Annotated in this window: 23 protein-coding genes; 14 read left to right on the forward strand and 9 right to left on the reverse strand. The window is 71.7% G+C overall.

All coding sequences use genetic code 11. The annotated features are described in order from the left end of the window. Positions 1–2,444: Ig-like domain-containing protein (locus IEZ25_RS16360; RefSeq protein ID WP_191200537.1), on the reverse strand; the 2,444-nt coding region annotated here is incomplete at its 3' end. Positions 2,445–2,699: 255 nt separating this feature from the next. Here IEZ25_RS16360 and IEZ25_RS16365 point away from each other — a divergent pair. Beyond that, positions 2,700–4,223, forward strand: coding sequence for an SDR family NAD(P)-dependent oxidoreductase (locus IEZ25_RS16365; protein WP_318152278.1), 1,524 nt, complete (start codon positions 2,700–2,702; stop codon positions 4,221–4,223). A gap of 22 nt (positions 4,224–4,245) precedes the next feature. Here the strand turns inward: IEZ25_RS16365 and IEZ25_RS16370 are convergent, their stop codons facing one another. Continuing rightward, positions 4,246–4,710, reverse strand: coding sequence for an SRPBCC family protein (locus IEZ25_RS16370; RefSeq protein WP_191200538.1), 465 nt, complete (start codon positions 4,708–4,710; stop codon positions 4,246–4,248). 73 nt (positions 4,711–4,783) lie between these two features. On the opposite strand from IEZ25_RS16370, the gene IEZ25_RS16375 reads away from it, so the two are divergent. Then, the gene (locus tag IEZ25_RS16375; protein WP_191200539.1) at positions 4,784–5,422 is read left to right on the forward strand and encodes a hypothetical protein; all 639 of its coding nucleotides are present in this window, start codon (positions 4,784–4,786) and stop codon (positions 5,420–5,422) included. A 33-nt stretch (positions 5,423–5,455) separates the two neighbouring features. Here IEZ25_RS16375 and IEZ25_RS16380 read toward each other — a convergent pair whose 3' ends face one another. From IEZ25_RS16380 to IEZ25_RS16390, 3 genes are all read right to left on the reverse strand, one after another. Beyond that, a complete protein-coding gene (locus IEZ25_RS16380; protein ID WP_191200540.1) occupies positions 5,456–5,989 on the reverse strand; it encodes an SGNH/GDSL hydrolase family protein in 534 nt (177 codons plus the stop codon). A gap of 88 nt (positions 5,990–6,077) precedes the next feature. Next, positions 6,078–6,746, reverse strand: a complete 669-nt coding sequence (locus IEZ25_RS16385) for a CE1759 family FMN reductase (RefSeq protein WP_191200541.1) — start codon at positions 6,744–6,746, stop codon at positions 6,078–6,080. Further along, positions 6,743–7,921 carry an LLM class flavin-dependent oxidoreductase gene (locus IEZ25_RS16390; protein WP_191200803.1) on the reverse strand — a complete coding sequence of 393 codons (1,179 nt, stop codon included), beginning with the start codon at positions 7,919–7,921 and terminating at the stop codon, positions 6,743–6,745. The genes IEZ25_RS16385 and IEZ25_RS16390 overlap by 4 nt, the downstream gene beginning before the upstream one ends. A 169-nt stretch (positions 7,922–8,090) precedes the next feature. On the opposite strand from IEZ25_RS16390, the gene IEZ25_RS16395 reads away from it, so the two are divergent. From IEZ25_RS16395 to IEZ25_RS16405, 3 genes are all read left to right on the forward strand, one after another. After that, a complete protein-coding gene (locus tag IEZ25_RS16395) occupies positions 8,091–8,477 on the forward strand; it encodes a tetratricopeptide repeat protein (RefSeq protein WP_224749172.1) in 387 nt (128 codons plus the stop codon). 14 nt (positions 8,478–8,491) lie between these two features. Continuing rightward, complete coding sequence (locus IEZ25_RS22325) at positions 8,492–8,998, forward strand: 4'-phosphopantetheinyl transferase family protein (protein ID WP_191200542.1); 507 nt, start codon at positions 8,492–8,494, stop codon at positions 8,996–8,998. Between the two features lie 186 nt (positions 8,999–9,184). After that, on the forward strand, positions 9,185–9,994 hold the full coding sequence (locus tag IEZ25_RS16405) for a glycerophosphodiester phosphodiesterase family protein (RefSeq protein ID WP_318152279.1): 810 nt from the start codon (positions 9,185–9,187) through the stop codon (positions 9,992–9,994). Here the strand turns inward: IEZ25_RS16405 and IEZ25_RS16410 are convergent. Continuing rightward, positions 9,981–10,649 (reverse strand): helix-turn-helix transcriptional regulator, encoded by a 669-nt coding sequence (locus tag IEZ25_RS16410; protein WP_191200544.1) that lies wholly within the window; start codon positions 10,647–10,649, stop codon positions 9,981–9,983. The two genes, IEZ25_RS16405 and IEZ25_RS16410, sit on opposite strands and share 14 nt — an antisense overlap. Before the next feature lie 201 nt (positions 10,650–10,850). Between IEZ25_RS16410 and IEZ25_RS16415 the strand changes: the two genes are divergently transcribed. From IEZ25_RS16415 to IEZ25_RS16430, 4 genes are read left to right on the forward strand one after another with little or no spacing between them, the layout of a single operon-like run. Continuing rightward, positions 10,851–11,153 carry a metal-sensitive transcriptional regulator gene (locus IEZ25_RS16415; protein WP_179619099.1) on the forward strand — a complete coding sequence of 101 codons (303 nt, stop codon included), beginning with the start codon at positions 10,851–10,853 and terminating at the stop codon, positions 11,151–11,153. Positions 11,154–11,166: 13 nt separating this feature from the next. Further along, on the forward strand, positions 11,167–11,370 hold the full coding sequence (locus IEZ25_RS16420; RefSeq protein WP_191200545.1) for a heavy-metal-associated domain-containing protein: 204 nt from the start codon (positions 11,167–11,169) through the stop codon (positions 11,368–11,370). After that, complete coding sequence (locus IEZ25_RS16425; RefSeq protein WP_191200546.1) at positions 11,367–12,284, forward strand: hypothetical protein; 918 nt, start codon at positions 11,367–11,369, stop codon at positions 12,282–12,284. The genes IEZ25_RS16420 and IEZ25_RS16425 overlap by 4 nt, the downstream gene beginning before the upstream one ends. Next, a complete protein-coding gene (locus IEZ25_RS16430; RefSeq protein WP_191200547.1) occupies positions 12,274–14,580 on the forward strand; it encodes a heavy metal translocating P-type ATPase in 2,307 nt (768 codons plus the stop codon). Before IEZ25_RS16425 ends, IEZ25_RS16430 begins: the two co-directional genes overlap by 11 nt. A 12-nt stretch (positions 14,581–14,592) precedes the next feature. Here IEZ25_RS16430 and IEZ25_RS16435 read toward each other — a convergent pair whose 3' ends face one another. Next, entirely contained in the window at positions 14,593–15,999 is a 1,407-nt protein-coding gene (locus IEZ25_RS16435) for an alpha/beta hydrolase family protein (RefSeq protein WP_224749173.1), read from the reverse strand. A gap of 110 nt (positions 16,000–16,109) precedes the next feature. After that, positions 16,110–17,003, reverse strand: coding sequence for an SDR family oxidoreductase (locus tag IEZ25_RS16440; RefSeq protein ID WP_191200548.1), 894 nt, complete (start codon positions 17,001–17,003; stop codon positions 16,110–16,112). 89 nt (positions 17,004–17,092) lie between these two features. On the opposite strand from IEZ25_RS16440, the gene IEZ25_RS16445 reads away from it, so the two are divergent. From IEZ25_RS16445 to IEZ25_RS16460, 4 genes are read left to right on the forward strand one after another with little or no spacing between them, the layout of a single operon-like run. Next, entirely contained in the window at positions 17,093–17,653 is a 561-nt protein-coding gene (locus IEZ25_RS16445) for a TetR/AcrR family transcriptional regulator (protein WP_191200549.1), read from the forward strand. A 32-nt stretch (positions 17,654–17,685) separates the two neighbouring features. Beyond that, positions 17,686–18,396 carry an EcsC family protein gene (locus IEZ25_RS16450; protein WP_191200550.1) on the forward strand — a complete coding sequence of 237 codons (711 nt, stop codon included), beginning with the start codon at positions 17,686–17,688 and terminating at the stop codon, positions 18,394–18,396. Between the two features lie 40 nt (positions 18,397–18,436). Continuing rightward, positions 18,437–18,796, forward strand: a complete 360-nt coding sequence (locus IEZ25_RS16455; RefSeq protein ID WP_191200551.1) for a hypothetical protein — start codon at positions 18,437–18,439, stop codon at positions 18,794–18,796. After that, entirely contained in the window at positions 18,793–19,185 is a 393-nt protein-coding gene (locus tag IEZ25_RS16460) for a hypothetical protein (RefSeq protein ID WP_191200552.1), read from the forward strand. Before IEZ25_RS16455 ends, IEZ25_RS16460 begins: the two co-directional genes overlap by 4 nt. A 21-nt stretch (positions 19,186–19,206) precedes the next feature. Here IEZ25_RS16460 and IEZ25_RS16465 read toward each other — a convergent pair whose 3' ends face one another. Further along, a complete protein-coding gene (locus tag IEZ25_RS16465) occupies positions 19,207–20,397 on the reverse strand; it encodes a RimK family alpha-L-glutamate ligase (RefSeq protein WP_191200553.1) in 1,191 nt (396 codons plus the stop codon). Between the two features lie 52 nt (positions 20,398–20,449). Here IEZ25_RS16465 and IEZ25_RS16470 point away from each other — a divergent pair, with 52 nt between their 5' ends. Next, positions 20,450–20,962, forward strand: a complete 513-nt coding sequence (locus IEZ25_RS16470; RefSeq protein ID WP_191200554.1) for an ATP-dependent zinc protease family protein — start codon at positions 20,450–20,452, stop codon at positions 20,960–20,962. Positions 20,963–20,965: the final 3 nt, after the last annotated feature.

Genomic DNA, 20,965 nt, shown 5'->3' on the forward strand with positions numbered 1-20,965 from the left:
GTCATCGGGCCGGTGTTGCCGGCCGCATCCACCGCACGGATGTCGAGCGTGTACTCACCATCGACCAGGTCACCGAACGTCACCGGACTCGTGCACGTCGACCACCCGCCGGACGTCCCGGCAGGAGCCGGCGTGATCCGGCACTCGTACGACGCCGCGTCCTGCGGACCGGTCCACGAGAACGTCGGGCTCGTGTCCGACGTCGTCCCCGTCGGACCACTGCCAGGCGTCGCCGGGTCCAGCGCCGCGGGCGGCGCCGTGTCGACGGTGAACTCGTGGACCGTGGCCTCGCCACGGTTGCCCGCAGCGTCGACCGCACGCACCCGCACCGTGTAGTCACCATCGGCGAGATCCTCGAAGCTCACCGGGCTCGTGCACGTCGTCCACCCGGCAACCCCACCAGCAGGCACCGGCGCGATGCGGCACTCGTAGGACACCGCATCGTCGATCCCGGGCCACGAGAAGGTCGCCGTGCTCTGGTTCACCGGACCCGACGTCCCCGTCGACTCCACCCCACCAGGCGGCGTGGCATCCACCTCGAACGACCGCGAGGTCATCGGGCCGGTGTTGCCGGCCGCATCCACCGCACGGATGTCGAGCGTGTACTCACCATCGACCAGGTCACCGAACGTCACCGGACTCGTGCACGTCGACCACCCGCCGGACGTCCCGGCAGGAGCCGGCGTGATCCGGCACTCGTACGACGCCGCGTCCTGCGGACCGGTCCACGAGAACGTCGGGCTCGTGTCCGACGTCGTCCCCGTCGGACCACTGCCAGGCGTCGCCGGGTCCAGCGCCGCGGGCGGCGCCGTGTCGACGGTGAACTCGTGGACCGTGGCCTCGCCACGGTTGCCCGCAGCGTCGACCGCACGCACCCGCACCGTGTAGTCACCATCGGCGAGATCCTCGAAGCTCACCGGGCTCGTGCACGTCGTCCACCCGGCAACCCCACCAGCAGGCACCGGCGCGATGCGGCACTCGTAGGACACCGCATCGTCGATCCCGGGCCACGAGAAGGTCGCCGTGCTCTGGTTCACCGGACCCGACGTCCCCGTCGACTCCACCCCACCAGGCGGCGTGGCATCCACCTCGAACGACCGCGACGACATCGGGCCGGTGTTGCCGGCCGCATCCACCGCACGGATGTCGAGCGTGTACTCACCATCGACCAGGTCACCGAACGTCACCGGACTCGTGCACGTCGACCACCCGACAGCTCCACCAGCAGGTGCCGGAGAGATCCGGCACTGGTGACCGGCGACGTCGGCGTCACCCGGCGAGGCGAAGGTGAACTGCGCCTGACGCTCGGTCAGCACCCCCGACGGGCCTGACACCTGCGTGCCGCCGGGCGCGGTCGTGTCGACCGTGAAGGTGGTGCTCGCCGGGGTCGGGTCGGTGAGCCCGTAGACGTCGGTGGCGCGCACGTCGACGGTGTAGGTGCCCTCGGGCAGGGTGCCGGTCTCGAAGCCGCCGGGCGGGCACGCCTGGAAGGATGCGGTGGCCGCACCCCGCGGCTGCAGCCGGCACTCGAAGGTCGTGCTCTCCGAGGCGGGGCGCGAGGTGTAGGTGATCGTCGGCGACGGGTTGTTGGTCGCGGTCGGCGGAGCCACCGAGATCACGACGTCCGGAGGCGTCACGCCTGCGACGCCACCGTCGCGGACGGGGTAGACGTGCCGGCCGACGACCGTCGAGTTCGTGCTGGTCCGGGCGAGCCCGTTCGCGTTGCTGTCGAGGAAGGCCCCGTTGACCCGGGAGCCGGGCCTGTCGTAGAAGTGGCCGGCGTCGCCGTCCCCGGCGCTGAAGCCCGCGCCGGCCGAGATCCCGCTGGAGGCGTCGCCGAACTCCCAGGTCACCCGGTTGTAGTTAAGGACGATGTCGAAGTCGCCGGGGGCGCCGACGTTGGAGCGGTCGACCAGCAGCAGCTGGAAGTCGTTGGTCCTGTCCGCCTTCTGCTTGTAGTAGCCGACATTGCGCCAGTTGGCACAGAACGTCGGGCGGCCGTCGAACGTCGTCGTCCCCCAGGCGGTGATCCCGGAGGCCGCGTTGGTGGTGTCGACGTCGGCGAGGAACGCCGCGATGATCGGAGGCGTGCTCGCGGTGACCTGGAACGGCGTGTACGTGCTCATCCCGGCGTTGAAGGTGAGGTTTCCGTTGTTGTTCACGAACACGGTGCGGTAGCGGGTACCGAAGAAGTTGAGCTCGAACGGCAACGCCTGCCCGGGCGAGGACCCGTCGTCGTTGCGCCCGAGGGTGGAGGTGGTGCACCCGGCGTCGCTGATGACCGCCGCGCCCGGGTCCGCCGCCGCAGCGGGTCCGGCCACCGACGTGAGGGTGCCGAGCGCGACCAGACCCCCCAACAGGCCGGCACCGATCCGGTGGGTGCCACGAGCGCGGCTCGTCCGATCGCTGACCCGGCGCGAGCCGGGACGACGCAGAAAACTCATTGATCAACCTTGTGGAGAGAAGGGTCCGCCACACGTGCGGCGGCAGCCTGATTACCCAGGCGGGCAGAACTGTTACCGACCCGTGGAGATGTCGCACCGAAAACCGGGACACATTCGTCCAGAAGTACCGTCGACCTAGTCACTACGGACTACCGGGATGGGTCGTTGCGGGCCATCCGCGCCGCGTGCGAGACCGCCCGCCCCGGCACCGGTGCCCCACGCGGCGTCGTCGAGGCGTGCTCGTAGGCTTCTCCGGTGACCGAACAGCAGCCTGAGCCGGCAGGCATCGACCCCGGCGACCTGGCGACGACCCTGCGCGTGCTGCAGACCCTCCACCACCTGCCGGGCGACCACCCCGACCACATCGCGGTCAAGCGGGCGGCCTCGCACATGTACAAGTCCATCAAGGCCGAGCGCAAGTCGGTGAAGCGCGCCGCGGAGCAGGCTCACGACCGCGAGATCATCGCGCGGACCGCGACCGGATCACCGATGCGGATCGACGACGAGACCGCCGGCATCCCGCTGACGTCCACCACTGCGGGCGCCTTCGCGGGCGAGCTGATCACCCCACGCGGGTGCTACATCTGCAAGCAGGACTTCACGCTCGTCGACGCGTTCTACCACTGGCTGTGCCCGACGTGCGCGGCGATGAGCCACGCCAAGCGTGACCAGCGCACCGACCTCACCGGCAAGCGCGCGCTGCTCACCGGCGGCCGCGCGAAGATCGGGATGTACATCGCGCTGCGGCTCCTGCGCGACGGCGCCCACACCACGATCACGACCCGCTTCCCGAAGGACGCCGTGCGCCGGTTCGCGGCGATGGAGGACTCGGCCGACTGGCTGCACCGCCTCAAGGTCGTCGGCATCGACCTGCGCGACCCGACCCAGGTGATCTCCCTGACCGACGACGTCGCGGCCGACGGACCGCTCGACATCATCGTCAACAACGCCTGCCAGACCGTACGACGGCTGCCGGGGGCGTATGCACACCTGATCGACGGCGAGGACGCTCCGCTGCCGACCGCTGAGTCCTTGGGGGTCGCGGCTCTGCCGGAGATGGTGACCTTCGACCGGATCTCCGAGGCGCACCCCGCCGCGATCGCCGGGGCGCTGTCCTCGACCGCGGTCGCCCACCACGACGGCGAGTCCGCCGAGCACGCGGTCGCCGCCCACAACGCGGCGTCGCTGACTGCCCTCGCCCTCAAGGCGGGCAGCGCCTCGCTCGAGTCGCACCTGGCCGGCACCGCGATCGACGCCGGTGGCCTGATCCCCGACATCCAGGACAACAACTCGTGGACCCAGGTGCTCGACGAGGTCGACCCCCTGGAGCTGCTCGAGGTGCAGTTCTGCAACTCGATCGCGCCGTTCCTCATCAACTCCCGGCTGCGGCCCGCGCTGCGCGCAGCCGTGCAGAACGGCGCACGACGTGCGTACGTCGTCAACGTCTCGGCGATGGAGGGCCAGTTCGGCGGCCGCCGCTACAAGGGCGCCGGCCACCCGCACACCAACATGGCCAAGGCCGCGCTCAACATGATGACGCGGACCTCGTCGGCGGAGATGTTCGAGACCGACCGCATCCTGATGACGGCCGTCGACACCGGCTGGATCACCGACGAGCGTCCGCACCACGAGAAGCTGCGGATCGCTGCCGAGGGCTGGCACGCACCGCTCGACCTGGTCGACGGCGCGGCGCGGGTCTACGACCCGATCGCCCTCGGCGAGCAGGGACAGGACCTCTACGGCTGCTTCCTGAAGGACTACCGGCCCGCCGCCTGGTGATCGCGGGACGGGCCGGGACGCGTCAGGACCCGGTGACCGCCTGGCTCAGGTTGTCGAGGGTCGACTCGAGCTGGGCCTCGCTCACGAGCGGGAAGCTGACCTTCGACAGCAGGTCGGGGTCGGTGACGTTGCTCCAGTCGTAGGTGTGGCGCACGAGGGTCGAGTCGGAGCCCTCCGACTCCAGCTCCCACACCCACTGCCAGCCGGGGGGCTCCTGGCCGGCCGGCGCGGTCTGCCAGGCGAGGAGCTGGTTCGGCGAGTAGCCGGTGACGTGGTTCTCGGTCTGGTAGTCGCCTCCCATGTGGTCACCGGTCATGTTCATGGTGAACACGTCGCCGGTGCCCTGGATCCGGTTCGAGCGGTCGTCGCTGACGACGAAGCCCGAGCCGTCGAGCTCGACGTGTCGCTCAGGGTTGCTGAGCACGTCGAACACGTCCGCGCTGGAGGCCTGGATGGTCCGTTCCACAGTGATCTTGTTGTCGCTCATGTCCTCGACGTTCCCTCGCCGATCCGCCGCGGACAACCCCACAAGGGGTGTGGGCGGTGGAAGACTGCGGCTCATGGGCGAGCCTGAGTCGATCGAGGACTTCTACGACCGGGTCGCCGCGGCGACCGACGCCGAGGGTCGCCTGGCGGTGGCGATCGAGTCGATGCCCGGCTGGGACATCTTCCCGTTCGAGCTCGACGGCCTGCGGATCAAGCCCCTCGAGCCGCTGGCCGACGTCGAGCCCGCGCGCCGGGGAGAGGACCCGGCCGACTGCGACTGCCTCCGGCCACCGACGCCGGAGCAGGAGGCACGCGTCGTGTGGAGCAACGAGCGGTGGGTCGTCTCCGACGTCGGCATGCAGCTGCCGATCACGTTGATCCTCAAGCCGCGCGCCCACCACGACCTCGCCGACCTGCCCGACGACCTCGCCTCGGAGATGGGCCGGCTGATGGTGGCGATCACCGCCGCCGTCGAGGCCCTCCCGAGCGTGGGTCGGTGCCACGTGGGTCGCTACGGGGACGGGGGCGCGCACCTGCACCCGTTCTTCTTCGGTCGTCCCGCGCGGATGCCGCAGCTGCGCGGGTCGTGCGTGCTCGACTGGGAGGAGAACCTGCCCGCCGTGCCCGACGACGTACGCCGCACCAACGCCGGGTTCGTCGGCCGCAGGCTAGTGGAGCGACTCGGCGGCGCCGGTCCGGCCTGGGAGGCCTGACCCGTCCGGCGCGGCACGACACCGTCGCGCGGGTCACAGCAGCTCTCGCAGCTCCTCGAGGAGCGCGCGGTAGCCCACCCCGCTCAGGTGCAGCCCGTCGGCTGCGAACGCAGCCGCACCCAGCGACATGACGACCAGGTCGGCGCGCAGCACGCGCACGCCCTGCTCCTCGCAGCCGCGCACGGCCGCGTCGCGGTAGGTGTCCATGAGGTCGTTGGTGCGGTCGTTCGCGCGCTCCAGCCGGTCCTCGACGACACCCGGCGGGGCGACGTACACCGCGGACCGCGGATCGGGCAGCGACGCGAGGCCGGCGGAGAGCAGTTCGGCGAACTCGGCCACCGGCACCTGCTTCCACGGTGCCGCGTCGTTGCTGCCCACCGAGACGACCACGCGGTCGGTGGCGAGCACACCGGCGGCAGACACCTGAGCGAGCAGGTCCCGCGACGACGACCCGCCGACCGCGCGGTTCGCGACCTCGCCCGGGAGTCGCGACGCCTGCCGCCGCAGCCGGGCCAGGTGACTGTCGCCGAGCAGCACGGTGCGGACGGTGCCGGCGGCGACGGACATGGCCCCCACGCTAGCCACGACGGGCCGGCGCCGGCGTTGTCGACCGAGCCGGGTGGACGCCGATCTCGTGGGTTCCTGACGGGGTGTGTCAGGGAGCGTTGTCCCCGGCGTGCCCGCGCAGGAGCTCACCGAAGGGGGTCACGTCGGCCTCGACCTGCGTGCCGGACGTGCGCCGGGGCCGCGCGGCGAGGTCGGGCACGAACCCGCCGACGCCGTAGCCGTCCTGGCTCAGCACCAGCGCCGCGAGCTCGGCGGCGGCGCGGCTGATGCGCTCGGAGAGACCGTGGCTGCCGAAGTCCTCCGTGGCCGCGAAGACCCCGGTGGGCACGACGACCGCGCGGAGGTAGGCGAAGAGCGGTCGCATCGCGTGGTCGAGGACCAACGAGTGCCGGGCCGACCCGGCCGTGGCGGCGACGAGGACCGGCGTACCGGTCAGCGAGTCCTTGTCGAGGGCGTCGAAGAACATCTTGAACAGACCGCTGTAGCCGCCGTTGAAGACCGGGGTCACCGCGACGAGCCCGTCGGCGGACGCAACCAGCTCCCGCAGCTCGGTCAGCCGCGGGGTGGGGACGCCACCGGTGACCATGAACGCGGCCAGCTCGGCGGCGACCTCGCGCAGCTCGACGAAGTCGACGGCGAGCGCCTCGCCGCGAGCGGTGGCCTGCGCCTGGGTGGCCTCGGCGAGCTGGTCGGCCAGCAGTCGGGTGGACGACGGGACGGTGAGTCCCGCCGTCACCACGACGATGCGTCGGGTCATGCCCGGACCTCGACCGGCTCCGCAGCGGACGCGGCGGCCTGCTCGGCCTGCATCTGCTTGACCCGCTCGAGCGCGGGCTCCACGAGGTGGAAGGGCGCGTCCGGACCGGCTGCGACGAGCGAGGCGTGGGTGGGCGGGTCGCTCGGCACGTGGGCCGGACGACGGCGCTCGAACTCCGCGCGCAGCACCGGCACGACCTCCGTGCCGAGCATCTCCAGCTGCTCCATCACCAGGGAGGCCGGGAGGCCGGCGTGGTCGATCAGGAAGAGCTGGCGCTGGTAGTCGCCGACGTAGTCGGCGAAGCCCAGTGTGCGCTCGATGACCTGCTCCGGGGTGCCGACGGTCAGCGGCGTCATCTTCGTGAAGTCCTCCAGCGACGGTCCGTGGCCGTAGACCGGGGCGTTGTCGAAGTAGGGCCGGAACACGCGCTTGGCCTCCGCCTCGGTGGCACCCATGAAGACCTGCCCGCCGAGCCCGACGTAGGCCTGGTCGGCCGCGCCGTGCCCGTAGAACTCGAAGCGACGGCGGTAGAGCGCCACCATCTGCTCGGTGTGCTCCTTGTTCCAGAAGATGTGGTTGTGGAAGAAGCCGTCGCCGTAGTAGGCGGCCTGCTCGGCGATCTCGGTGCTGCGGATCGAGCCGTGCCACACGAACGGCGGCGTGCCGTCGAGCGGTGCCGGCGTCGAGGTGTAGCCCTGCAGCGGGGTGCGGAACTGGCCCTGCCAGTTGACGACCGGCTCGCGCCAGAGCTTGCGGAGCAGGTGGTAGTTCTCGACCGCGAGCTTGATGCCGTCGCGGATGTCCTTGCCGAACCACGGGTAGACCGGGCCGGTGTTGCCGCGCCCCATCATCAGGTCGACGCGGCCACCGGAGAGGTGCTGGAGGAAGGCGTAGTCCTCGGCGATCTTCACCGGGTCGTTGGTGGTGATCAGGGTGGTGCTCGTCGAGAGCAGCAGCTTGTCGGTCTTCGCGGCGATGTAGCCCAGGTGGGTCGTCGGCGAGGACACGACGAACGGAGGGTTGTGGTGCTCGCCGGTCGCGAAGACGTCGAGCCCGACCTCCTCGGCCTTGAGTGCCACGTCGGTCATGAGCGCGATCCGCTCGCCCTCCGACAGCACCGTGCCGGTGGTCGGGTCGGGCGTGACGTCGCCGACGCTGAAGATGCCGAACTGCATGGTGTCCTCCTGCATAGATGACACGGTGTGGTTGAAGGTTGTACCACCTCCAACGAGCGTGCGACCTCCAGTATTCCTCCGAGGTGTCCGTGGAATCGCCGGGCACCCTCCCGCGTTGCACCGGCGTCCGGGCGCACGCTCGGAGGAGAACCACCCGAGAGGAGCGACGATGACCGACTTCACCCCCTTCGAGGACCTGCTGCGCGGACATGCGGGCCTGCTCGAGGACACCGTCCACGACCGCTGGGTGCGGGCCCAGGCGCTCTTCGAGGAGCGCGCCTACCGCGAGGCGGCCGTGCTGCTGGCCGAGCTGCTCGACGACCCCGGCGACGTGGTGCACGAGCTGACCGACGTACGCCTCCTGCTGGCGCGCTCGCTCTTCCACTCCGCCCAGCTCAACGGCACGATCCGCGTCGCCACCGAGCTGCTGGAGCACGACCCCAACGAGCCCTACGCCCACCTGCTCGTCGGTCGCGCCCTGCAGCGCCAGGGCCGCCAGGACGAGGCCCAGCCGCACCTGCGCCTGGCCGAGCTGCTCGGCGGCTACCGCAGCTGAGCGCCGCGACCCCGGTGCCGTACGACGTCCGCTGGCACGCCGCCGGCACCACCAGCAAGCGCGCCCTCGCGCTCCACGCCGCCGGCCACCTCGGGGTGACGCCGGACGTCGTGAACAGCGGGCGCCTGTGTCCTCGGTGCGGCTCGTCGAGGCACGGGCGCCCGTGGCTGCGCGCCTACGGCGTCGCCCACCACGTCTCCCTCTCGCGCTCGGGTCCGCACCTGCTCACCGTCCTCGCGGACGTGCCCGTCGGGATCGACGTGGAGTCAGTCGCCGACGTGGCCCGCGGCTGGGACGCCTCGCTCGTCCTCGCACCCGGTGAGTCGGCCGAGACCGACGTCGATCAAGCGCGGGCGTGGTCCCGCAAGGAGGCCGTGCTCAAGCAGCGCGGCACCGGGCTCCTCGCCCCCATGACCTCGGTCGTCCTGGCCGACCTCTCCGGTGAGCACTGGGCCGACCTCGACGCGCCCGTCGGCCACGTCGCCGCGGTCAGCTGGGCCTCCGCCACCGCCGGGGGGTAGTCCAGTGGCAGATGGTCGTCGGACGGGCTCCGGGGCAGCCACGTGCCACTGGACTACCCCGCCCGGCGACCGGCAGGTGAACGCCGTGTCGGCCCACGGACGCCGCGGAGAAGCCTGGATGAACACTCGCTGCACCGCGCCCTCCGAGCGCGACAGACCGGTCGCCAGCGGCTCATGCTGGGGCGCGTGACCAGCTACGGCGACCACACCGGACCGCTCGCCATCGCGCACCGCGGCGGCATGGCGCTCGCACCCGAGAACACCCTCGCCGCCTTCGGACGTGCCACGTCCCTGGGCCTGACCTACCTCGAGACCGACGTGCACACCACCCGCGACGGGCACGTCGTCTGCTTCCACGACGCGACCCTCAAGCGGGTCACCGGCCACCCGGGCAGGGTCGCCGACCTCGACCTCGCCGACCTGCGCCGGCTGCGCGTCGGGGGCACCGACCAGATCCCCACGCTCATCGAGGCGATGGCGACCTTCCCCCAGGCCCGGTTCGCGATCGACCTCAAGGACGAGGCGTCGATCGGCGCCATGGCGCGGCTGCTGAGGGCCAACCCGGGCTGGGCCGAGCGCATCTGCGTGGCCGGCGCCTGGAGCCGCTGGCTGCGGCGCCTGCAGGACGAGGCACCCGGGGTGACGACGGCCCTCGGCTGGCGCTCGCTCACGGCGCTGGTCGCGTGCTCACGAGGCGGCGTACGTCCTGTCGGCGTGCGGCCCGGCAGCGGCGTCTTCGCCCACGTGCCGATCAAGCTCGGCCGGATGCCGATCCACTCCGAGCGCGTCATCGCGCGCGCCCACGAGATGGGCATCCGGGTCGTCGTGTGGACCGTCGACGAGCCCGCGACGATGCGGACGCTCCTGGACGCAGGCGTCGACGGGATCATCACCGACCGGCCCGACGTGCTGCGTGAGGTGCTGATCAGCCGGGCCGAGTGGACCCGCCCCGGCGGCGTACGACCGGTCCCGGCCGACGCGGTCAGCCCGTCGTGACCTGGGCCGGTCGGCTCGGCACCGTGGTCGGGACCGGGTCGACGCGCTTGAGCACGTCGGAGCCCAGACCGTGCTGGACAGCCCACAGGACGGCCTGGCTGCGGCTCTGCACGCCTGTCTTGCGGTAGGCGCTGCGGATGTAGGACTTCACCGAGTTGAGCGAGATCTCCATCGTGCTTGCGATGTCGGCGTTGCTCTTGCCGGTGGCGATCAGGCCGAGCGTCTCGCGCTCGCGAGTGGTCAGCATGTCGACCTCGCTCGGCTGCGCCGGATCGGCCACCTCGTGACCGAGGAGACCTGGCGCGACCACCGTCTGCCCCGTGTGGATCGCGTGCAGCGCCCGACCGAGCTGGATCGCGGAGAGGCCCTTGCCGAGGTATCCGCTGACACCGGGGCGCAGCATCTCGTTGGCCAGGCCCGGGTGGTGGTTCCAGGTGTAGACCGCGACCCGGTGGATGTAGGGGTCGGCCAGGGCCTTGGCGAGCGTGCGGTCCTGCGGCGAGGTGCCGTACGTCTCGACGAGCGCGACGTCGATGGGCTGGCGCTGACGGTCCTTGACGGTGCCGAGCTCGAAGCCGCCGAGGGTGCGGAGCATGCCCTCCAGGCCGCGTCTGACGAGCTCGTCTCCGCCGAGCATGGCTACTCGGATGATCATGTGAGGTCCTCGAATCATGTGTTCCCACTCAGGTGCGGCCGTGCGCTTCTTACGCCCTGAGGACCGTCCTTGCCACTGTAGGGGCGTGCGGAGGTAGTGCCAGCACCACCGTGCGCCGCACGCGGAAGAACGCGTCGAATTCCACCCCATGGGGTGACCGAAAAGGTGGACTTCATACCCCCTAGGGGTATTGTTCTCGTCATGAGCGAGCAGCACGGCCACCTCGAGGGCAACGACGCAGCGGTCCAGGCGCACCTCAAGAGACTGCGCCGGATCGAGGGCCAGGTGCGCGGGATCCAGCGGATGGTCGAGGAGGAGAAGTACTGCATCGACATCCTCACCCAGGTCTCCGCCGCCACGAAGGCCCTCCAAGCCCTCGCGCTGTCGCTGCTCGACGACCACATGGCCCACTGCGTCGTCGACGCCGCCCGCCAGGGCGGGGCCGAGCAGGAGCAGAAGCTCAAGGAGGCCTCCGAGGCGATCGCCCGCCTCGTGAGGTCATAGGGAGGACACCTTCATGACCACCGAGACCTACACCGTCACCGGCATGACCTGCGGCCACTGCGCCGCCTCGGTCACCGAGGAGATCTCCGAGATCGCGGGCGTCGACAGCGTCGACGTCGTCGTCGAGACCGGAGCCGTCACCGTCACCAGCGCCGCGCCCCTCGATCCCGCCGCTGTCCGGGCAGCCGTCGAGGAAGCCGGTTACGCCCTGTCATGAGTACGCCGTTGCGCGTCGCCGCGTTCGTCACCGTCCTCGCCGCCGCCTTCGCGGTCGCGTGGGGCGGGGGCCGGCTCGTCGGACCGATCGAGGCCGCACCCGCCGCAGCCCACGCCGACGGTCACGCGAGCGAGGGCGGCCACGGTGCCCACACGTCCAAGGTCGCCGACGTCTCCGGGCTCACCGCGCAGGCGGACGGCTACACGCTCGCGCTGGCCGACCGGAGCATGCAGCCGGGCCGCGCACGGCTCGACTTCCAGGTCCTCACCTCCGGCGGCCGGCCGCTGCTCGACTACACCGAGACGCACACCAAGGACCTGCACCTCATCGTCGTACGCCGCGACCTGACCGGGTTCCAGCACGTGCACCCGACGCTCGACCGGGCGACCGGCACCTGGTCGGTCGACGTGCGGCTGACGCCCGGCGTGTGGCGCGTGATCGCCGACCTCACGCCCGCGGGCTGGGACGGCATCACGCTCGCCGACGACCTGTCGGTCACGGGTGACTTCGAGCCGGAAGAGCTCCCTGCAGACACCCGCACCGTGACGGTCGAGACCGACGAGGGCACCTACACCATGACCCTCGACGGCGACACCGCGCCCGGCGTGGGCACCGTCCTCACCACGACGATCGAGCTCGACGGCGAGCCGGTCACCGACCTCGAGCCCTACCTCGGCGCCTTCGGCCACCTGGTCGCGATCCGCTCGGGCGACCTCGGCTACCTCCACGTCCACCCCGAGGAGGGCCAGCCCGGTCCGGGGATCGACTTCGCCACCGCGTTCCCGACCGCGGGGACGTACCGCCTCTTCCTCGACTTCCAGCACCGCAGCGAGGTCCGCACGGCGGCGTTCACCGTCGAGTCGGCCGGCGCGCCGTCGGGTGACCACGAGGAGGGCGGGACCCATGAGCACTGACGTCGAGCTGGCCATCACCGGCATGACCTGCGCGTCCTGCGCGAACCGCATCGAGCGCAAGCTCAACAAGCTCGAGGGCGTCACCGCGACGGTCAACTACGCCACCGAGAAGGCGAAGGTCTCCTACCCCGGCACCGTCTCCACCGACGACCTGCTGGCGACGGTGGAGGCAGCCGGCTACGCCGCCGCCCTCCCGACGCCCCCTTCGTCAGGCCCGTCCGCCGAGCCGGCCGCCGAGGCGTCGGAGGCCGATCCGCTGCGGCAGCGCCTGGTCGTCAGCGCGCTGCTGAGCACCCCGGTGATCGCGCTCGGCATGGTCACGGCGTGGCAGTTCACCTACTGGCAGTGGGCCTCGCTCGTGCTCGCCGCGCCCGTGGTGGTGTGGGGCGCGTGGCCGTTCCACCGCGCCGCGTGGACCAACCTGCGCCACGGTGCGACGACGATGGACACCCTCGTCTCGGTCGGCGTGCTGGCCGCCTTCGGCTGGTCGCTGTGGGCGCTCTTCCTCGGCACGGCCGGCGAACCCGGCATGACGCACCCGTTCCGGATCTCGATCGACCGGACCGACGGCGCGGGCAACATCTACCTCGAGGCCGCAGCCGGCGTGACGACGTTCCTGCTCGCAGGGCGCTGGCTCGAGCACCGCTCGAAGCGCCAGGCCGGGGCGGCCCTCCGCGCCCTGATGTCACTCGGCGCGCGAGACGTGGCCGTGCTGCGCGACGGCAGCGAGGTCCGGATCCCCGTCGACCAGCTCGTCGTCGGCGACGAGTTCGTCGTCCGCCCCGGCGAGAAGATCGCCACCGACGGCGAGGTCGTCTCGGGGACCAGTGCCGTCGACGCGTCGATGCTCACCGGCGAGTCCGTGCCGGTCGAGGTCGGCCCGGGCGACGACGTGGTCGGTGCCACCGTCAACGCAGGCGGCCGGCTCGTCGTGCGGGCGACCCGGGTCGGTGCCGACACCCAGCTCGCCCAGATGGCCCGCCTCGTCGAGGACGCGCAGAACGGCAAGGCCGAGGTGCAGCGCCTCGCCGACCGGATCTCCGGCGTCTTCGTGCCGATCGTCATCGCCCTCGCCGTCGCCACGCTCGGCTTCTGGCTCGGCGCCGGTGGCGGCGCGACGGCCGCCTTCACCGCGGCCGTCGCGGTGCTGATCATCGCCTGCCCCTGCGCCCTGGGCCTGGCCACGCCGACCGCGCTGATGGTCGGCACCGGCCGCGGCGCGCAGCTCGGCATCCTCATCAAGGGCCCCGAGGTCCTCGAGTCCACCCGTCGCGTCGACACGATCGTGCTCGACAAGACCGGCACCGTCACCACCGGCGACATGACCGTCCACGCGGTCGTGGCCGCCGAGGGCGAGTCGGCTGACGACGTACGTCGCCTTGCCGCCGCGCTCGAGTCGGCGTCCGAGCACCCGATCGGCCGGGCCATCGCCGCCGCCTCGATACCTGAGGACGCCACGGTCGGGATCGGCTCGGAGATCCGTACGCCACGTCCTCAGGTATCGCCGGTGGAGGGCTTCACCAACCGCGAGGGCCTCGGCGTCGAGGGCGTCGTCGACGGCCACGCGGTCGTCGTGGGTCGGCCGAGCCTCCTGCAGAGCTGGCCTGTCCTGAGCAGCCGAGGGACGAGGCGTGACGAAGGGTCACAGCACCTGCCGGCCGAGCTGGCCGAGGCCGTCGACCAGGCGCAGGACGAGGGCTTCACCGCCGTCGCCGTGGGCTGGGACGGGAAGGCGCGGGGCGTGGTCGTCGTCGGCGACACGATCAAGCCGACCTCCGCCGAGGCGGTCCACGGGCTCCGCGCGCTCGGGCTCGAACCGATCCTGCTGACCGGGGACAACGAGCGCTCGGCCCGCCACGTCGCGGCCCAGGTCGGGATCACCACGGTCGTGGCCGACGTACTGCCGGCCGACAAGGTCGCCGAGGTCAGGCGCCTGCAGGAGACGGGCCTCGTCGTGGCGATGGTCGGCGACGGCGTCAACGACGCCGCCGCGCTCGCCCAGGCCGACCTGGGGCTGGCGATGGGCACCGGGACCGACGTGGCGATCGAGGCGAGCGACCTGACGCTCGTGCGCGGCGACCTGCGCGTCGCGGTCGACGCGATCCGGCTCTCGCGCCGCACGCTCGGCACGATCAAGGGCAACCTGTTCTGGGCCTTCGCCTACAACGTCGCCGCCCTCCCCCTGGCGGCGGCCGGGCTCCTCAACCCGATGCTCGCCGGCGCCGCGATGGCGTTCTCCAGCGTCTTCGTGGTGACCAACTCGCTCCGGCTGCGGGGCTTCCGCTCGTCGATCTGACCCGCCCGGACCTCACGGCGCGATGCCGATCCCCGGCACGTGCGACCAGGCTCGCTCGAGCCAGGCGGGCATCGTGGGCCAGTGGCGACCGAGAGGCCGCGCGTTCACCCGCGAGTCGTACGACGACGGCGTGAAGGCCGGGTCGATGAAGCAGCCGGTGGCGTAGGTGGCGTCGTAGTCGGGGCAGGAGGCGGCGACCGAGGCGGGCGTCGGCTTCTCGCCCGTGGTGACCCACGTGTCGAGCGCGTGCATCGCGGCGGCGTACCCGCTGTTGCTCAGCGAGCTGTGCTCGGACTCGGCGGTGAAGACCTGCACGAGGTCGTCCGCGGTGCCGGCACCCTGGCGGGTGGCACGGTAGGCCGACTCGTGCTCGACGAACGCCGTCGGGTCGTCGATCGCGTGGAGCGTCACCGTGGGGACCCGGACCGCGCCGGTGAGGTCGCTGTCCCAGGTGAGGTCCCGCTTCGCGCGCAGGTTCGGGACGAATCGCTCGACGCCGCGGTTGAGCGCCCGGTCGTCGTGGCTGCCGGAGTAGCGCACGCCCAGGTTGCCGAACGGGTTGCGACCACCGAGGCGCTTGGTCACGATGTCGCGGAAGGTGAACGTCGCGAAGCTCAGGTGCGACGACAGGGTCCGCTCGGGCACGTGGGTCACGGCGAGGATGTCGTCGAGGTTGCGCTGCTGCAGCGGGGTGCGATCAGCAGGCGCGGACTCGATGCCGGTGCACTCCTGGAGCCGCGCGCGGAGCCCGGTCGAGGTCATCGTCGAGTCGGCGCGCAGACCCTGCCAGAGCGGGTACTGCGGCTCGCTCGGTCGCGGGTGGTTGCCGCAGTAGTACTGGTAGACCACGCGAAGGTCGACGCGGTAGTCGTAGCCGCGCGACGCCCCGGCGAGCACGCCGTTGGTCAGCAGCACGCCGTCGTACGACGTCGGGTGCACCTCGACCAGCTTGGCCGCGACGTCGCCACCCCACGACTGCCCGTGCGCGAAGGTGCGCTCCGGCTCGCCGAAGGCCGCCTCGAAGGCGAGCCGCGCTCCCTCGGTGTCGGCGACCGCCATCCGGGTGCCGAAGCCACCACGGCGGTAGGCCGAGCCCACCCAGGCGTAGCCCTCGCGCGGCATCACCGACCAGCGGTCGAGGTCGTCGAGGCTCCGCGACGCGTCGGTGGGGTCGGCGAGGTCGGGACCTCCGTGCGCGTGGACGACGAGGTCACCGTTCCACTGGTGCGGGACGGCCATGGCGTAGAACGCGCCAGTGGCGTCCTGACCGGTCCAGCAGTCGGCGACCTCGGCGACCGAGGCGGGGCAGGCGGTCGGTGTCGGGCCGGTCGACGCCGAGGCCGGGACCGGCGCGAGCAGCCCGACGGTGAGCAGGGCCGCGACCGTGAGCCGTCGCAGGGGGCGGATGAGGTGGGACATGACGATCCTCTCGAACCGGGACGCCGGCCGCCGAGTACGACCGGTCCCTCGACGCTACGAAGATGTGACGCCCGTCTCACCCTTGTGTGCGTTGAGTTCGCTCGCCCGGGTCACTCCGTGTAGGCGCCGGACGCGATGTCCTCGAGCAACGTCGGGTGCGTCGGCGTCCAGTCGAAGCGCTGGCGGGTGAGGGCGCTGGAGGCGGGGATGTCGAGGCCCCAGAAGCCGGCGATCCAGCCGAAGTGCGCCGGGGCGTCGGCCGGGTCGACCGACACGGTCGGTACGCCGAGCGCCTCGCCGATGGCGGCCGCGACGTCGCGGGTGGCGAGGCCCTCCTCGCCGACGACGTGCAGGCGGGACCCGGCCGGCGCGGTGCTGATCGCCCTGGCGACGAGCCGGGCCGCGTCGGCCCGGTGGACGGCCGACCAGCGGTTGGCGCCGTCGCCGACGAAGCCGGCGGCGCCGTTGCGCCGGGCCGCGTCGACGACCTGCGGGATGAAGCCGTGCTCGCCGCCGGCGCCGTGGACGGTCGGGGCGAAGCGGAGCGAGATGCTGCGCACACCACGGTCGACGGCCTCGAGGGCGAGCGCCTCGGTCCCGCCGCGGGGTGCGTCGGGACCGGCGGCCGGGTTGGCGTCGTCCTCGGTGACGACCCGGCCCGGCGCGAACGCCGTGCCCGAGGCGAGGGCGAGGGCGCGGTCCGATCCGGCGAGCACGTCGAGCAGCGTCTCGACCGCGGCGCGCTCGGCGCGGTTGGACTCGGCCATGTCCGACCAGTCGTGCTTGTTGGCGAGGTGGACGACGGCGTCGGCCCGCTCGGCGCCGGCGCGCAGCGAGGCGAGGTCGTCGAGCGAGCCGCGCAGGGGCTCGGCGCCCGCGGCGAAGACGGCAGCGGCCGCCTCGTCGGAGCGGACGAGTCCGATGACGTCGTGGCCCACGGCCAGCAGCTCGGGCACGACGGCCGAGCCGATCCACCCGGATGCGCCGGTGACGAAGACCTTCATGGTGCTCCTCCTCCTGATGAGTGATGTCATGTTCTGTCATCACCGTAGCACCAAGATGTCAGGGACTGACATCACGTAGGATCGACCACATGGCACGTTGGGAACCGGGCGCGAAGCAGCGGCTCCAGCTCGCCGCGCTCGACCTCTTCGTGGAGCAGGGCTTCGAGGCGACGACCGTCGCCGAGATCGCCGGCCGCGCCGACCTGACCGAGCGCACCTTCTACCGCCACTTCGCCGACAAGCGCGAGGTGCTCTTCGACGGCCAGGACGTGCTGCTGCACGCGTTCGTCGACGCGGTCGCCGAGGCACCCGACGGGGCAAGTCCCCGTGAGCTCGCCGAGGCCGCGGTCGCCGGATCGGGCGCCTTCTTCACCGACGAGCGCCGACCCTGGTCGCGCCGACGACAGCAGGCGATCGAGACCGAGGACGGCCTGCGCGAGCGCGAGTCGCTCAAGATGGGCGCGCTCGCGTCCGCGGTCGCCCAGGCACTGCGCGACCGGGGGGTCACCGACCCGGCCGCCGAGCTCGCGGCCGACGCGGCGATCTCGGTCTTCCGGGTGTCCTTCGTGCAGTGGGTGGCCCCGGGCGAGACCCGCGGCATCAGGGACATCCAGGCCGACCTCTTCGCCGCGCAGCGCGCGCTCGCCTGACCTCTTGTCCTGCCCCGCCTAGGCTGGAGCACATGGGCATCAAGGACCTCGTCACCGGGGGCACCAAGGACAAGCGCTCGGCGCTCGAGGCGGCCGACGACCCCCGACCGGACCCGGGCACGGTCGACAAGCTCGTCGACCTGCTGGTCGACGTGGGGATCAAGGGCCGCGGCCCGCTGTCCCCCGTGACCGCAGTGGCCGACCAGGCCCTCGCCAAGGCGGACGGGGACCGCGAGAAGGCGATCGCCGCGCTGGCCCGTCGCTCCACCCTCACCGGCGGTGTCGGCGGTTTCGTCACCGGCCTCGGCGGGTTCGTCACGATGCCCGTCTCCCTCCCGGTCAACGTCGCCGAGTTCTACCTCCAGGCCGTGCGGTTGGTGGGCGCGATCGCCACGCTGCGCGGCTACGACGTCCACGAGCCTCGCGTGCGGACCGCGATCCTGCTCACCCTCGTGGGCTCCGACGCCGACGACGTCCTCAAGAAGACCGGCATGTCGTCGGCCACCGGCGCCGTGACGTCGTACGCCCTCAAGGGCCTGCCGCCGGCTGCACTGATGGTCGTCAACAAGGCCGTCGGCTTCCGCCTCCTGCGCGGGGTCAGCGAGAAGGTGCTCGCCCGCTTCGGCCGCGGCATCCCGGTCGCCGGTGGCGTCATCGGCGGCGGTGTGGACGGCTGGATGATGAAGAAGATCGCCGACCACGCGATGGAGGAGTTCCCCCACGCGCCTGCGAGCGAGGGCTGAGGTCGGGCCGGACGCGGACCCTCTGCGAGAATCGACCCCTGTGGACGGCTGGTTCCCCCTTGCGCTGATCGTCGCCTCGCTCGCGTTCGCGGCGGTGGTGCTGGTCTACGTCGTGCTCGACCGCACGCCGGACTGGGGACTGCTCGGCTTCGCCGGCGCGATCGAGGCCGCGACCCTGGTGCTGCTGGTGATCGCGGCGGTGCAGGTGGGCGGGGTCGACCTGCACGGCGGTGCCCTGGTGACGCTCTTCGGCTATCTCGTCGCCGGGCTGGTGCTCCTGCCGATCGGCTTCGTCTGGTCGCTGGCCGAGCGCTCACGGGGCGCGACCGCGGTCCTGCTCGTCGCCGGCCTGGCGCAGGCCTTCGTCGTCGTCCGGGTCGAGCAGGTGTGGCCGACATGAGCTCCACCCGCACCGGCGCCGGTCGGGTCCTGGTCGCGGTCTACGGCGTCTTCGCGCTCGCCGCGACCGCCCGCTCGCTCGTGCAGCTGCTGACCAAGGCCGACGAGGCGCCGCTGGCGTACTCGCTCTCCGCGGTCGCCGGGCTGGTCTACATCGCCGCCACCCTCGGCCTCGCCGAGGTCGGTCCGTCCCCGCGACGGCTGGCGTGGATGGCCGTCGGGTTCGAGCTGGTGGGCGTGCTCACCGTCGGCACGCTGACCGTCTTCGACTCGGCGCTCTTCCCCGACGCGACCGTGTGGTCCGACTACGGCAGCGGGTACGGCTGGCTGCCGCTGGTCCTGCCGTTCGTCGGGATCGCCTGGCTCTGGCGCACGCGTCCGCGCGGCTGAGGCGGATCGCCGAGCCGGACGTCAGGGGGTCTCGGGCGGCAGGTGCTTCTTCATCAGGCGCCGCACGCGCTTCTGCTTGCGGTCGGGGATCATCGAGCGCATCTCCTCGAGCTTGCCGAAGCACAGCAGCCGGTCCTCGCCCTCGAGCACGGTCTTGTTGCGCGGGTTGGGGATGACCTGCGGGCCGCGGTGGAGGGTCAGCACCGTGATGTCGCGCTCGTCGAGCCCGGAGTCACCGAGCTTCTTGCCCACCATGTCGGAGCCGGTGTGCACGACGATCTCGGCCACGCCGTAGCCGGTCGAGACGGTCAGCCGCTGGCGTACGTCGATCTCGGGGAAGGCGACCTGGTTGTCGATGTAGTCGATGATCGCGCCGGCGACGTCGAGCTTGGTCGCGGCCTCGATGCCCTCCAGGCCGGGCGAGGAGTTCACCTCCATCACCTGCGGGCCCTTGCGCCCCTCGAGCATGTCGACGCCGGCGACGCGCAGGCCCATGATCTGCGCGGACCGCACGGCCACGCGCTCGAACTCCTCGTCGAGCTCGACGGGCTCGACGCTGCCGCCCCGGTGCACGTTGGAGCGGAACTCATCGCCCTGCGCCACCCGCCGCATCGCCGCGACGACCCGGTCGCCGACGACCAGCGCGCGGATGTCGCGACCCTTGCTCTCCTTGACGAAGCGCTGGATGAGGACGTTCTGCCGGGTGCTCTGCAGCGTCTCGATGATCGCCTCGGCGACCTTGATCGTCGGCGCCAGGATCACGCCGATGCCCTGGGTGCCCTCGAGCAGCTTGATCACGACGGGCGCACCGCCGACCCGCTCGATCGCCGGGATCACGTCGGCGCGGTCGCGCACGAAGGTGGTCGCCGGCATCGGGATCTCGTGGCGCGAAAGGATCTGCGTCGCGCGCAGCTTGTCGCGGCTGTTCGCGATGCCGTAGCTGGTGTTGGGCGTGTAGACGTCCATCTGCTCGAACTGGCGCACGACCGCGGTGCCGAAGTAGGTGACCGAGTTGCCGATGCGCGGCAGCACGGCGTCGTACGTCGAGAGCTGCTTGCCGCGGAAGAGCAGGTCGGGCTCCGGCCCGGAGAGGTCGATGCCGAACCGCAGCGTGTTGAGCACCTTCACGTCGTGGCCGCGGTCCACGGCGGCCGTCCGCAGGCGCTGGGTGCTGTAGGAGCGCGGGGCCCGAGACAGGATGGCGAGCTTCATGGTCACCCATCCAACCACCCGTCCCGTCGAGCCCACCTGAGAAGATGGGCCGGTGTCCACCACCCCGAGCGCGCCCGACGCACCGGAGCCGTCCGCGCCGGACGGCCCGCCCACCGTCGTCGGCTGGCGCGAGTGGGTGGCGCTCCCGCAGGCCGACGTGGCGTGGGTGAAGGCCAAGATCGACACCGGCGCCCGCTCGTCGTCCATCCACGCCTTCGACCTCGAGGTGTTCGACCGCGACGGGCACGACTGGGTGCGCTTCTCGATCCACCCCTGGCAGAAGTCCGACGACGACCACGTGGAGCTCAGCCTGCCCGTCCTCGACGTGCGCGAGGTGCGATCGAGCAACGGCCAGGTCGAGAAGAGGTACGCCGTCGCGCTCGACGTCACGCTCGCCGGGCGCACCGTCACCACGGTGATGACGCTCAGCAACCGCGACGAGATGGGCTTCCGGATGCTGATCGGCCGCGAGGCCCTCGAGCGCGGCTACCTCGTCGACTCGTCGAGGTCCTACGCCGGTGGACGACCCCGCCGGTCGGTGCGCAAGAAGAACTGGGGCCGGTAGTGG

The sequence above is a fragment of the Nocardioides hwasunensis genome, from assembly GCF_014779665.1.
In the GTDB taxonomy this organism is placed as follows: Bacteria; Actinomycetota; Actinomycetes; order Propionibacteriales; family Nocardioidaceae; genus Nocardioides; species Nocardioides hwasunensis.

What these genes read in the sequence shown, in the direction of transcription:
- IEZ25_RS16375 (WP_191200539.1), top strand. Translation starts at nt 4,784, where the DNA reads ATGGGCGAGCCTGAGTCGATCGAGGACTTCTACGACCGGGTCGCCGCG.
- IEZ25_RS16385 (WP_191200541.1), bottom strand. Translation starts at nt 6,746, where the DNA reads ATGACCCGACGCATCGTCGTGGTGACGGCGGGACTCACCGTCCCGTCG.
- IEZ25_RS16460 (WP_191200552.1), top strand. Translation starts at nt 18,793, where the DNA reads ATGAGCTCCACCCGCACCGGCGCCGGTCGGGTCCTGGTCGCGGTCTAC.
- IEZ25_RS16435 (WP_224749173.1), bottom strand. Translation starts at nt 15,999, where the DNA reads ATGTCCCACCTCATCCGCCCCCTGCGACGGCTCACGGTCGCGGCCCTG.
- IEZ25_RS16440 (WP_191200548.1), bottom strand. Translation starts at nt 17,003, where the DNA reads ATGAAGGTCTTCGTCACCGGCGCATCCGGGTGGATCGGCTCGGCCGTC.
- IEZ25_RS16370 (WP_191200538.1), bottom strand. Translation starts at nt 4,710, where the DNA reads ATGAGCGACAACAAGATCACTGTGGAACGGACCATCCAGGCCTCCAGC.
- IEZ25_RS16430 (WP_191200547.1), top strand. Translation starts at nt 12,274, where the DNA reads ATGAGCACTGACGTCGAGCTGGCCATCACCGGCATGACCTGCGCGTCC.
- IEZ25_RS16415 (WP_179619099.1), top strand. Translation starts at nt 10,851, where the DNA reads ATGAGCGAGCAGCACGGCCACCTCGAGGGCAACGACGCAGCGGTCCAG.
- IEZ25_RS16410 (WP_191200544.1), bottom strand. Translation starts at nt 10,649, where the DNA reads ATGATCATCCGAGTAGCCATGCTCGGCGGAGACGAGCTCGTCAGACGC.
- IEZ25_RS16390 (WP_191200803.1), bottom strand. Translation starts at nt 7,921, where the DNA reads ATGCAGTTCGGCATCTTCAGCGTCGGCGACGTCACGCCCGACCCGACC.
- IEZ25_RS16380 (WP_191200540.1), bottom strand. Translation starts at nt 5,989, where the DNA reads ATGTCCGTCGCCGCCGGCACCGTCCGCACCGTGCTGCTCGGCGACAGT.
- IEZ25_RS16450 (WP_191200550.1), top strand. Translation starts at nt 17,686, where the DNA reads ATGGGCATCAAGGACCTCGTCACCGGGGGCACCAAGGACAAGCGCTCG.
- IEZ25_RS16395 (WP_224749172.1), top strand. Translation starts at nt 8,091, where the DNA reads ATGACCGACTTCACCCCCTTCGAGGACCTGCTGCGCGGACATGCGGGC.
- IEZ25_RS16445 (WP_191200549.1), top strand. Translation starts at nt 17,093, where the DNA reads ATGGCACGTTGGGAACCGGGCGCGAAGCAGCGGCTCCAGCTCGCCGCG.
- IEZ25_RS16420 (WP_191200545.1), top strand. Translation starts at nt 11,167, where the DNA reads ATGACCACCGAGACCTACACCGTCACCGGCATGACCTGCGGCCACTGC.
- IEZ25_RS16465 (WP_191200553.1), bottom strand. Translation starts at nt 20,397, where the DNA reads ATGAAGCTCGCCATCCTGTCTCGGGCCCCGCGCTCCTACAGCACCCAG.
- IEZ25_RS16425 (WP_191200546.1), top strand. Translation starts at nt 11,367, where the DNA reads ATGAGTACGCCGTTGCGCGTCGCCGCGTTCGTCACCGTCCTCGCCGCC.